The 10,901-nt window shown below is 68.0% G+C and carries 15 protein-coding genes; 8 read left to right on the top strand and 7 right to left on the bottom strand.

Annotated features, from left to right (window positions below):
• The first annotated feature begins 234 nt into the window (after positions 1 to 234).
• From ACX3PH_RS14190 to ACX3PH_RS14180, 3 genes are read left to right on the top strand one after another with little or no spacing between them, the layout of a single operon-like run.
• A complete protein-coding gene (locus tag ACX3PH_RS14190; RefSeq protein WP_459093331.1) occupies positions 235 to 627 on the top strand; it encodes a nuclear transport factor 2 family protein in 393 nt (130 codons plus the stop codon).
• Between the two features lie 3 nt (positions 628 to 630).
• A complete protein-coding gene (locus ACX3PH_RS14185; protein WP_459093330.1) occupies positions 631 to 1,086 on the top strand; it encodes a VanZ family protein in 456 nt (151 codons plus the stop codon).
• A 38-nt stretch (positions 1,087 to 1,124) separates the two neighbouring features.
• The gene (locus ACX3PH_RS14180) at positions 1,125 to 2,153 is read left to right on the top strand and encodes a zinc-dependent alcohol dehydrogenase family protein (RefSeq protein WP_459093329.1); all 1,029 of its coding nucleotides are present in this window, start codon (positions 1,125 to 1,127) and stop codon (positions 2,151 to 2,153) included.
• Between the two features lie 16 nt (positions 2,154 to 2,169).
• Here ACX3PH_RS14180 and ACX3PH_RS14175 read toward each other — a convergent pair whose 3' ends face one another.
• Entirely contained in the window at positions 2,170 to 2,622 is a 453-nt protein-coding gene (locus tag ACX3PH_RS14175; protein WP_459093328.1) for a hypothetical protein, read from the bottom strand.
• Between the two features lie 123 nt (positions 2,623 to 2,745).
• On the opposite strand from ACX3PH_RS14175, the gene ACX3PH_RS14170 reads away from it, so the two are divergent.
• The gene (locus tag ACX3PH_RS14170) at positions 2,746 to 3,690 is read left to right on the top strand and encodes an FKBP-type peptidyl-prolyl cis-trans isomerase (RefSeq protein WP_459093327.1); all 945 of its coding nucleotides are present in this window, start codon (positions 2,746 to 2,748) and stop codon (positions 3,688 to 3,690) included.
• A gap of 65 nt (positions 3,691 to 3,755) precedes the next feature.
• On the opposite strand, the gene ACX3PH_RS14165 is transcribed toward ACX3PH_RS14170, so the two are convergent.
• Positions 3,756 to 4,274 (bottom strand): O-acetyl-ADP-ribose deacetylase, encoded by a 519-nt coding sequence (locus tag ACX3PH_RS14165; protein ID WP_459093340.1) that lies wholly within the window; start codon positions 4,272 to 4,274, stop codon positions 3,756 to 3,758.
• Positions 4,275 to 4,306: 32 nt separating this feature from the next.
• Positions 4,307 to 4,543: a hypothetical protein gene (locus tag ACX3PH_RS14160; protein ID WP_459093326.1), complete on the bottom strand. Its 237-nt coding sequence runs from the start codon at positions 4,541 to 4,543 to the stop codon at positions 4,307 to 4,309.
• A gap of 133 nt (positions 4,544 to 4,676) precedes the next feature.
• Between ACX3PH_RS14160 and ACX3PH_RS14155 the strand changes: the two genes are divergently transcribed.
• Together ACX3PH_RS14155 and ACX3PH_RS14150 are read left to right on the top strand one after the other, a co-directional pair.
• Positions 4,677 to 4,889 (top strand): hypothetical protein, encoded by a 213-nt coding sequence (locus ACX3PH_RS14155; protein WP_459093325.1) that lies wholly within the window; start codon positions 4,677 to 4,679, stop codon positions 4,887 to 4,889.
• Between the two features lie 15 nt (positions 4,890 to 4,904).
• On the top strand, positions 4,905 to 5,120 hold the full coding sequence (locus tag ACX3PH_RS14150; RefSeq protein WP_459093324.1) for a hypothetical protein: 216 nt from the start codon (positions 4,905 to 4,907) through the stop codon (positions 5,118 to 5,120).
• A 2-nt stretch (positions 5,121 to 5,122) separates the two neighbouring features.
• Here ACX3PH_RS14150 and surE read toward each other — a convergent pair whose 3' ends face one another.
• Together surE and ACX3PH_RS14140 are read right to left on the bottom strand one after the other, a co-directional pair.
• On the bottom strand, positions 5,123 to 5,866 hold the full coding sequence (surE, locus tag ACX3PH_RS14145) for a 5'/3'-nucleotidase SurE (protein WP_459093323.1): 744 nt from the start codon (positions 5,864 to 5,866) through the stop codon (positions 5,123 to 5,125).
• Positions 5,863 to 6,840: a 1-phosphofructokinase family hexose kinase gene (locus ACX3PH_RS14140; protein WP_459093322.1), complete on the bottom strand. Its 978-nt coding sequence runs from the start codon at positions 6,838 to 6,840 to the stop codon at positions 5,863 to 5,865. The genes surE and ACX3PH_RS14140 overlap by 4 nt, the downstream gene beginning before the upstream one ends.
• 106 nt (positions 6,841 to 6,946) lie before the next feature.
• Between ACX3PH_RS14140 and ACX3PH_RS14135 the strand changes: the two genes are divergently transcribed.
• Positions 6,947 to 7,153, top strand: coding sequence for a hypothetical protein (locus ACX3PH_RS14135; protein WP_459093321.1), 207 nt, complete (start codon positions 6,947 to 6,949; stop codon positions 7,151 to 7,153).
• A 13-nt stretch (positions 7,154 to 7,166) separates the two neighbouring features.
• Here the strand turns inward: ACX3PH_RS14135 and ACX3PH_RS14130 are convergent, their stop codons facing one another.
• Both ACX3PH_RS14130 and ACX3PH_RS14125 read right to left on the bottom strand, forming a co-directional pair.
• Positions 7,167 to 7,463: a hypothetical protein gene (locus ACX3PH_RS14130; protein WP_459093320.1), complete on the bottom strand. Its 297-nt coding sequence runs from the start codon at positions 7,461 to 7,463 to the stop codon at positions 7,167 to 7,169.
• Positions 7,460 to 7,684: a DUF3107 domain-containing protein gene (locus tag ACX3PH_RS14125; protein ID WP_459093319.1), complete on the bottom strand. Its 225-nt coding sequence runs from the start codon at positions 7,682 to 7,684 to the stop codon at positions 7,460 to 7,462. Before ACX3PH_RS14125 ends, ACX3PH_RS14130 begins: the two co-directional genes overlap by 4 nt.
• Before the next feature lie 98 nt (positions 7,685 to 7,782).
• On the opposite strand from ACX3PH_RS14125, the gene ACX3PH_RS14120 reads away from it, so the two are divergent.
• Complete coding sequence (locus tag ACX3PH_RS14120; protein ID WP_459093318.1) at positions 7,783 to 10,890, top strand: ATP-dependent helicase; 3,108 nt, start codon at positions 7,783 to 7,785, stop codon at positions 10,888 to 10,890.
• Positions 10,891 to 10,901: the final 11 nt, after the last annotated feature.

Below are 10,901 nucleotides of genomic sequence, written 5' to 3'. Positions count from 1 at the left end.
GGGTTTCGACAAGCTCAACCAGCGAAAAACAAGCTCAACCAGCGAAGCCAGGCGCAACCAGCCGAACCAAGCGCAACCAGCGAAGCCGGGCCCCGCCAGCGAAACCCAGCTCAACCAGCCGAAGCAACCGTGAATACGCGGGCACGCTCAGGAGCCGGCACGCACGGAGCCGAAGCGCCGAGCGCGCCAAGCACCTGCCTTTCCTTTCACACCACACAGGTGTAGACCTTTCGCATGACTGACACAACGAATCGGGACACGCTCACCCGGTGGGTGGAGGCTTATCGGCGGGCCTGGGAGTCGAACGAGCCGGACGACATCCGCGCCTTGTTCACGGAGGACGCCGAGTACTTCACCGAACCGTGGGAGCAGCCGTGGCGCGGACACGACGACATCGTCGCCCAGTGGCTGAAGGCAAGGGACGAGCCGGGCGACACCACCTTCAGCTGGGAAGTCGTCGCGGTCGACGGCGACACCGGGGTGATTCGCGCCATCACTCCGTACACCGGCCGCGCGACTTACCACAACGTCTGGGTGATCCGTTTCGCGAACGATGGGCGGGCGACCAGCTTCACCGAGTGGTGGATGGCGCAGAATCCCACCAGCGAGGATCCGGCAGAGAATTGACGGATGCGTCTTCGCCGACCTCTGCTCGCCGTGGCGACCGCCTGCTATCTGGCGTGGGTCGGCTGGTTGACGCTGGGACCCCAACCGCTGGACGCCAACGGCCGGGGGCTGCTGCACCGCATCATCCGCTATCTGAGCGGTGAGAACACGCTCGACTGGATCACCTACGCCCTCGTCGAGTTCACCGCCAACGTGGTTCTGTTCGTGCCCGTCGGCGTGCTTTTCGTGCTGCTTCTCGGTTGGCGCCGCTGGTGGCTGGCAGCGTTGCTGGGCATCGCGTTGACGGCGTCCATCGAGTTCGTGCAGCTGTTCCTGCCGGACCGGGTGACCGACCCGCGCGATCTCACCTCCAACTCGATCGGAGCCGGTATCGGGGTGGTACTGGTGCTCACGGTCAATGCGCTGAGGTCCAGGGGTTCTGTTCGAGCGGATGCTGCGGAGCGCACGCTCGTCGGCTGACGGCCTGACCGGCGGCTGTCGACTAGTAGCTTGATGGCATGCGTGCTGTCATGTTCCGTGAGTTCGGTGGTGTGCCCGAATTGGTCGACGTTCCGAAGCCTGAGGCCCGGGCATCCGGTGCCGTCATCGCGGTGAAGGCAACCGGGCTGTGCCGCAGCGACTGGCACGGCTGGATGGGTCATGATGACGGCATCCGCCTGCCCCATGTTCCGGGTCATGAGCTGGCCGGCGTGGTGGAGGCGGTCGGCTCTGCCGTGACCCGCTGGAAGGTCGGCGACCGGGTGACCGTCCCCTTCATCTGCGCCTGCGGCCGGTGCGAGCAGTGCACCACCGGAAACCACCAGGTATGCGACCACCAGGAGCAGCCCGGTTTCACCCACTGGGGCTCTTTCGCCGAGTCGGTGGCCATCGCCGAGGCTGACGTCAACCTGATCGCACTGCCGGATGCCATCGATTTCGTCTCCGCCGCGGCTCTCGGCTGCCGGTTCGCGACCGCCTACCGCGCGGTGATGACGCAGGGCAGGGTGCAGCCGGGGGAGTGGGTGGCGGTGCACGGCTGCGGCGGTGTCGGCCTGTCAGCGATCATGATCGCCGTCGCTGCTGGCGCACGCGTTGTCGGCATCGACATCTCGACGGCGGCCCTGGAGCTGGCGGCGCGGCTGGGAGCCGAGACGATTGCCGGCGCCGGTGACGTGGCATCCGCTGTCCGGGAGTTGACGGATGGCGGTGCCCACCTTTCGCTGGACGCCTACGGGAGCACCGCGACGGCGGTGAACTCAGTCCGCAGCCTGCGCAAGCGCGGGCGCCATGTGCAGGTGGGGCTGATGCTTGGGGAGCACTCGACGCCGCCCGTGCCGATGGACCTGGTCGTGGCCAACGAACTCGAGATCCTCGGCAGCCACGGGATGGCGGCACACGAGTATCCGCAGATGCTGGACGCGATCGCCTCCGGCCGCATCGACCCCCAGCTGCTCGTCGGCCGCACGATCAGCCTGGACGAGGCACCGGCGGCGCTCGTCGGAATGGACGGCGCGCACCCCGGCATGACGGTCATCGAGCTGTCGTAGCCGCAGTCGGCGGATGCTATCCAGCGCGCACGTGGGCGATGGCCAGCCCGATCGGGATGCTGGCCAGGATGATGACCAGCAGGGCGCGGTAGGTGACCAGGGCCCAACGCGGTTTGGCGTTGCCCCGCACGGTCACGATCAGGAGAACGAGGGCGGTGATGAGCAGCAGGCCGCCGACGTGCACCAGTGCCAGCATGGTCAGGACGGTACCGAGGATGACGGCCGCGCATCCGCCGTTCCAGGTCGCCAGCTGAGCGACGACCACGCGCCGGGTCGGTTGCTTCGATGCCAGCGCGGCCTGCACCACGCCGATGGTGTACTGGGCGACGCCGGCAACGAGCACGCAGAACGCCGCTGCCCAGGATCCGTTCTCCAGCTGCAGCGGGCCGGTCACGGCGGCGACCAGGCCGCCGGCGATCACCCAGCCGGCACCGAGGATGCGGAAAAACTGTTCAGGGGAACGGACCATGTTCCTCAACATACTGTGTCGCGATTCCCGTGAATGTCATAAGAATCGGCCGCTGCGGTCGGGCAGCCGACCGCGGGTACCCCAGACTGGAAGCATCCCGTTTCTTTCTTTGTGAGGTCCCCCGTGCGCAAATCCGCCACACTTTTCGTCGTTCTCGGCCTGGTCGCCGGGCTGACCGCGTGCAGCGCACCGGAGGAGGCTCCCGAGAAGAAGGATGCCGCTGTTGGCGCATCCGATTGCCTGGCAGCCAGCGGCGCCAGCTCTGAAGCGGTGAAGGTCGACGGCGAGTTCGGTGCCAGCCCGACGGTCAAGTTCGACTTCCCGGTTCAGGTGAAGAAGACTGAGCGCACCGTTCTGCTGGAGGGCGACGGCGACATCGTTTCGGCCGGCGATGTGATCTCCACCGGTTTCGCCATGTACAACGCCACGACCGGCGAGGAGATCTCGAACAGCATCGCCGAGGGTCAGGCCGCCGAGTTGACGGTCAGCACCGACTCGATCCTCGAGGGCCTGGTCAGCACACTCCAATGCTCGACCGTCGGTTCGCGCGTCATTTCGGTCATCCCGCCGGCAGAGATGTGGGGCGAGCAGGGCTACGCCGACCTCGGCATCGAGGGCACCGACAGCGTGGTGATGGTGGCGGATGTCGTTAGCATCGTTCCGCCGCTGACGCCTGCCACCTGGGAGGACAACGTTCCCGAGGTCGAGTTGGGCGACGCACCGGTGGTGACGCTCCCCGCGGGCGAGGCCCCGGCGGAGCTGCTGCTGGCGGTGTTGGAGGAGGGCGACGGCGAGGTTGTCGAGGCCACAGACCCGGTCACGCTGGACTACCAGGGCACCAGCTGGGAAACCCGCGAGGTGTTCGACCAGAGCTACGGCAAGGAGCCGATCACCCTGCAGGCGAACGGGTTCGTGAAGGGCTTCACGGCCGCGCTGGTAGGCCAGAAGGTCGGCTCGACGCTGCTGGTGACGATCCCGGCCGAGTATGCCTACGGCCCGGATCCCGCCGCCCACGAGCTGGGCGGCCAGAGCCTGGTCTTCCTGATCGAGATCACTGGCGTCGGATAAGCGGATGCGGCGCTCACCCGTCAGCTGCGGACACACCCGACCGCGTTGCGGGTACAGGCGTGTCGCTAACTGACGGACGAGCCGATTGCGTTCTCGAATGCGCGGTACGCCTCGTCGCTGAAGAGTACGAAGGTGGCCACTTCGACCGCGGTGTCCGCGTCGCGAACCGTGCTGACCGCGATGCGGGCGGCATCCGCCATCGGCCAGCCGTAGACGCCGGCGCTGACGGCAGGGAAGGCGACGGTTCTCGCGCCCAACTCGTCGGCGACCGCCAGCGCTGAGGAGTAGCACGAGCTGAGTGTGGCGCTGCGGTCTTCGCTGCGGCTGTAGACCGGGCCGACCGTGTGGATCACCCAGCGTGCGGGCAGGTTTCCGGCACCGGTGGCGATCGCTTGCCCGGGCGGCAGCCCGTCGGGCAGGGACGTCTCCCGCAGCGCCCGGCAGTCGCGCAGGATGCTCGGCCCGCCGGCCCGGTGGATGGCGCCGTCGACGCCACCTCCGCCGAGTAGGGAACTGTTGGCTGCATTGACGATGGCGTTCGCCTCGAAGCGGGTGAGGTCACCGCGGTGCAAGCGGATGTCCACAGCCATGCGTTTGTTCCCGTTACTTCTCGTGCCTATTTCTCACCCGGACCGGGATCGCCGGCGAGCGGAGCTGGTGCGGGCATCCGGGTTTCGGCTTCCTGGATGGTGCTCGCCTCGGCGGTAGCTGGGCGGAACGCCTCATCGAGCGCGCCGAACGCACCAGCCAGCCCGCCACGCCGGCGCTTGCCCCTGGCGCGGGCTCGGCGCTCGCACACCACGGCGACGTACGCGATGGCGACCGCGGCCCCGATGACGATCACAAACTCCATGCGGTAAGGCTACGCCGTGGCCCGTTGAGATCCGGAAAGTGGTGGTTCCCTGGGCTGGGAAGAACCATTTTCCGGATCTCACGGGAAATCAAGGGGTCTCAGCGATATCTTGGCGGTAACGGAAGGACTGCTCATGGATTTCCTGTTGATGCTCCTGGTCGGCATACCGATTGCCGGAGTGATCGCCGCCGTCGTGGTGCAGCTCCGCCGTGAAGCGCGCGACCGCCACCTCGAGAACCATGTCGGTCCTGCTGGGCCGGCCGAGCACCTGGACGGCAACATCGAGGCCAGGGCGGCCGCCTACGCAGCATTCATCTCCCGCGGCGGCAACAGCCTGGGCTACTAGGGGAAAGGCAGCACAATGACCGAGTTCCTGTTCCTGGTCGGGTTCACGCTGATTCCGGTCGTCGTGATCACCCTGGTTCTCGCCTGGCAGGGTCTCCGTAATCGTCGCGCGGAGGCGCGAAGCGGGCACGCCTGGTCGTCCACTGAACAGGCCCGGCAGGAAGCGGCGGATGATTCCGCCCAGGTCATCGACAAGGTGCGCAAGGCCAGCTGGATGCACCTCGGCGCATAACATCAGCTTGCGAACACCGGCACCCGCGACTCGCTCACCGAGGTGATGTTGGTCACGGTGGCGTAGCCCTCCTGCAGCAGCGCGGCATCCGTTCCCACGTCCTGGTCGGTTGGTGTGTCTGAGACGGAGAGGCGCACATGCTGGTCGCCCGCCTGCGCCATCAGCGTCTGCACGATACCGAAGGATGCCAGCGGGCCCTCCCGCAGTTCGAGCGGCGTGGTGACATTGGGCACGTTGAGGTTGAAAACCGTGCCGGCCGGCTGGGTGAGGAGCGCCGGCACCAGTTGTTCGATGAACGGGGCTGCGACGTCCCAGTGGCACATGTCCGGGTCCATGCCGACATCCAGCGACACGGCCAGCCCGCGGGCTCCGTTGACGCCGGCAGTCAGTGCCGCGCCGACCGTACCGGAATGCAGGATGGCACGCCCCACGTTCGCGCCCCGGTTGACGCCGGAGAACACGATGTCTGGTGCCACGCCGAACGCCCGGTGGGCGGCAACCAGCGAGATGAGTGCCGGCGCCGCGTGGACCGCGAACACCGGGATGTCGAAGCCCTCCAGCTTCCGGTGCTCGAACGGGACTCGTCCGTTGGCCTCCGTGCCCAGGATCGACGCACTGCTGCCGCTCGACTGCGCAGCAGGAGCCGCAATGGTGACGTCCAGCCCGGCGGCGATGGCCATCCGCGCCAGGCTCAGCAAACCGGGTGACTCGATGCCGTCATCGTTGGTGATCAGCGCGGTGGTCATTCCTCCTCCGCCCTGGCCGCCAGCTCATCCGGAGTCAGGCTGGCGGATGCCTCCGACTCCCCATATCGGCGCACACTGACCAGCGCGCGAAGCTTCTCGATCGCCTCCGGGTCGCCGGTGCCGAGCCCGTGGCGGGTGACGTTGAGCGCGCCGGCCGCAGCGCCGAGCGTGATCGCATCCAGCATGATCGCGCCGTTCGCCAGTGCGGCCGAGACGCCGGCGGTCAGCGAGTCGCCGGCACCTTTCGTGTCAGCGACCTCCAGCGTTGGCGTGATCACTTCGCTCACCACACCGTCCGCCAGCATGAGGATCGGCTTGTCCGCGCGGGTGATGATCACCGACTCTGCCCCCTGCTCGGCAATGGCATGGATGGCGGCGAGGATACGCTCGGTGGTGTTCTCCTTGATCCGCCCGTCGGCCAGCAACTCCTCGTCGCTCACCTTGGCGACCGTCACCCCGCCGGCGAGTGCCGCTGTCAGCCGTTCTCCCGAGAGGTCGACAACCACTTGGGGTTTACCCGCCCGCAGGTCCGCTGCAAGCCGTCGGTAGACATCCGCCGGCACTGTGTCATCACCGGCCGGACCGCTCAGGATCACCAGCCCGGCATCGAGGCCCTCCCGAAGGGTCACACCGTAAAGCTCGTCGAAGTCGTGGCGCGAGATCGGGTCGCCGTCGATCTCAACGATGCTGACTCGCTCGCCGCCGCGGCGGTCGTGCACGTAGGCACCGCTGCGGGCGTCGCGCTCCACCGCGACCACGCGGATGCCCTCATCGGCGAGAAGGTGCCGCAGCACGCGCCCACTCTCGCCGGAGAGCACACAGCACATGGCGACGTCGACTCCCATCCGCAGCAGCATCCTGGCCTGCCAGACCCCCTGGCCGCCGGCGTGCAGGTGCAGGTCGGGGCCGTCGGCCTGGTCCTCGACGGTGACGGTCAGAACCGGTGATGGCGCGAAAATCACAACCTCGGTCATACGGAGAGGCTAGGTCGGGGCGGGCAGTGTTGCGGCGAAAATTCGGGCAACTCGCAAGTTCAGATCGTGGCCACTCGGCGTAAAATTCTGACTGGAGAACCGGATTGTGGACGCATTCCTCGCACTGATCATCGGCACCGCCGTGGTGGTGGTGCTGATCACCGCGCGCCTGGCCTGGCGAGAGCACCGTGACCGCCGACTCGGATCGCGACTGGGCTACTCCTGGGGTGCCAGCTTCAACGACAAGCAGCAGGCTGCACGCGCCGCGCAGCGTGAGGCCGACCCGGCGCGAATGGCCGGCTGGCTGCTGTAGACCTCAGGCCGAACTAGGCCTTGCTGAGCGAGTCGAGCATGGCGGCATCCGCCTTCTTCCGCCGCTTCGGGAGGAACAGGCCGATGAGCGCGCACACCACGGGGCCGGCGATGAGCGAAACGACCCAGATCCAGCCGCCGTCGAACGGCCACCCGAGCCAGGTGAGCCCGGCCCAGACGACGGCTGCGACGGCCGCACCGACCGCCGGGAACATCGCCTCGCCGAAGGTCTCACGCGCGCGGAAGATGTAGCGCACCGCGAGGGAGAGACTCGCCGCCAGGAGCACGACGAACAGCAGTTCCATGCTCACGCGACGAAGCCGACCTTGCGGGACATCTCCGAACCGACCTCCATGTAGGTGAAGGATTCGGTGGGGACGACGAAGACGCGACCCTTCGAATCGGTCAGCGTGAAGAACTTCGCGCCGGACTCCAGGGCGGTCGTGACGATCTTTTGAACCTCCGCAGCGGTCTGCTCCGTCTCGAAGCTGAGCTCACGCGGGCTGTTGGCGATACCGATGCTTATGTCCACGACCCCAGATTACGACAATCCGGCGGATGCCCGGCACACGTTCGCCCGCGGCGGAACGCCAACCGGGGATGTCGTAGCGAGGCGATAGCTTGGATGCCATGGCCACCCTTCCTGACGTCGCGCACGCCGCCCGGCAGGATGTGCCAACCCTCGACGCCAGCCAGCGTGCCGTCATCGACCTGCCGGATGCCGCATCCGCCACCGTCATCGGTGCACCAGGCACCGGCAAGACCACCACCCTCGTCGAGTTGGCTGCCGACCGCGTGCTGAACCGCGGCTGGGCGCCGAACGAACTGCTGGTGCTCACCACGGGCCGCCTGGCCGCCACGAGACTTCGCGACCGGGTCGCTCTGCGCCTGGCGCGGCCGAGCACCGGCCCGCTCGCCCGCACCGTCAACTCGTTCGCATTCGACCTGGTCGGGCACGCGGCCCGGGAGGCCGGGCGCACCCCTCCGCGGCTGATCACCGGCGGCGAGCAGGACAGTGACGTGGCCGAGCTGCTGGCCGGCCACCTGGAAGACGGCACCGGCCCGGCCTGGCCAGAGCACCTCGGTCCGGAGGTTCGCCGCCTGCGCGGGTTCCGCACCGAGCTGCGCGAGCTGATGATGCGTGCCACCGAGTTCGGTGTCACCCCGCACCGCCTGGCCGATCTCGGAAAGCAACTCGACCGCCCGGAGTGGGTCGCAGCAGGCAGCTTCATCGCCGAGTACCGGCAGGTGCTCGAGCGGCTGCGCCCTGACCAGCTTGACTCCACCGAGCTCGTGCAGCAGGCCATCGAGATCGTGGCCGACGGCGTTCTCAGCGAGACTGTATCGCGGCTGAAACTGGTCATGGTCGACGACCTGCAGGAGGTCACGCAGTCCACTCTGTCCCTGCTTCGGGCGCTGGCTGCCCGCGGTGTCTCCGTGATCGGGTTCGGCGACCCGGATATCGCCGCCAACGCGTTCCGCGGTGGTGAACCGGATGCGCCTGGCCGGCTCGCAACGCACCTGGGCATCCCGGTGCAGACTCTCACCCTGTCCACCGTCCACCGGCACAGCAGCCAGCTCCGCGCGCTGATCAGCCGGGTCACCGACCGCGTCGGCACGGCAGCCGCGGGCACGCAACGAAAGGCAACCGCATCCGCGACCGGCGACGGGTCGGTGACCATCGTGCAGGCGACGACGCAGGCCCGGGAGTGGGCGTCCGTTTCCAGCCTTCTGCGCGAGCGCCACCTGATCGACAACGTCGGCTGGAACGACATGGCCGTCGTGGTGCGCAGTGGGGCGCAGGTGCCGGCGATCGCCCGCGCTCTCGCGCTCGCCGAAGTGCCGACCCGAACCTCCGTCGGGGCACGCGCGTTGCGTGACGATCACGCTGCGCGCGCGTTGCTGACCATGGTCGATGTCGGGATGGGGCGCACGCCGCTGAACGCAGAACTGGCATCCGGCCTGCTGCTCGGGCCGTTCGGGGGGCTCGACCGCCTTGGCCTCCGCCGGTTGCGCCTCGCCCTGCGTGCCGAGGAACTCGCAGGCGACAACAACCGGCCGGCCGACGAACTGGTGGTCGAGGCGCTCTCCGCACCCGGGCGGTTCGCCACCATCGATCATCGCGTCGGGCGTCAGGCCGAGAAGCTGGCGGCGACGCTTGCGGCGCTGCGCGAGGCCGCCGACAGCGGGGCGACGATCGAAGAACTGCTCTGGCTGGTCTGGGAACGCAGCGGCCTGGCCCGCACCTGGTTCGACGCTTCCCTCACGGCAGGAATCGCCGCAGCCGAGGCGAACCGCAACCTCGACGGCGTGCTCGCCCTCTTCTCCGCGGCGAAGCGCTTCGTCGAGCGCACGCCGGGGGCGCCGGCCCGCAACTTCCTCGAAGCGGTGCTCGACGCCGAAGTGCCAGAAGACACGCTCTCGCCCCAGGCGCGTGGCGACGCCGTGCTGGTCACCACGCCGTCCGGGGTGGTCGGCCTCGAGTTCGACACCGTCGTCGTCTCCGCCCTCCAGGAGGGGGTCTGGCCGAACCTGCGCATCCGCGGTTCGCTGCTCGCACCCCAGCAGCTGGTGGATGCCGTAACCGGGCTGTCCGCTGACGTCGACGCCCGCGCCCAGGTGCGCGACGACGAATTGCGGATGTTCACGCTCGCCGTCTCCCGCGCGAGAAGCCGGGTCATTCTTTCCGCCGTCGCCAGCGATGACGAGGCACCCAGCGTGCTGTTCTCCCTGGTGCCGCCAGGCGCCACTCTTGCCGATACCGCGAGCCTGATGCCGCGCTCGCTGCGCGGGCTCACCGGCCGGTTGCGACGCGAGGCGACCAGGGCCAGGTCGCTGTACGAGCGGGAGGCGGCGGCATCCGCCCTCTCCCGACTCGCCTCCGAACGCGTGCCAGGGGCCAGCCCTGACGAGTGGCATGGGCTCATCGAACCGTCCACGACCGAACCCATTTTCGGGGAGGAAGACACAGTGCCGGTCTCCCCGTCGCGCCTGGAAGCGTTCGAGGATTCGCCGGTCGACTGGTTCATTGATTCGGTGTCCGGCACGCAGAGCAGCACCGCGATGGGTATCGGCACGATCGTTCACTGGGCGATGGAGCATGCCACCGACCCCAGCGTCGATACCGTCTGGCAGAACATCGAGAGCCGCTGGGACGAACTGCTCTTCGAGGCCCCCTGGGTGGGTGAGCAGCAGAGGCGGGCGGCGCGCATCCTGGCCGCCGGCGTCGCCGAATACCTGGGCGACTTCGAACGGGACGGCAAGGCGCTGGTCGGGGCGGAGAAGCGGTTCGAGCTGGAGATCGGAACAGCGAAGGTCAGCGGGTCGATCGACCGCGTCGAGCGTGCCGCCGACGGGTCCGTGGTCATCGTCGACCTGAAGACCGGGTCGGCAATCACCCGGCAGGATGCCATCAACGAGCATCCGCAGCTCGGCGCCTACCAGCTCGCCTACGCGGAGGGGGTGCTCGACCCGTTCCTCGACGAGCTCGGCGAACACCACAGCGGTGGGGCGAAATTGCTCTACGTGAAGAAAGGCATTCGCGGAAAGAATTACCGCGAAGGCGTGCAGGCCCGACTCGACGACGAGCACCTGGAGGGTTTCCGCCGTCGCATCCGGCAGGCGGCGATGGCGATGGCCGCCGCCGAGTTCACCGGCGTCGCCGACCTGGACGCCTGGGGCGGATTCAACACGGCAGCGCGGATGCTGCACCGAGTGGGGGCAGTAAGCAGTGATTGAGCACAGTGCAG

Source organism: Homoserinimonas sp. A520 (assembly GCF_054489245.1).
Note: the sequence above shows the minus strand (reverse complement) of the source record. Positions and strands in the feature narration are given on the sequence as shown.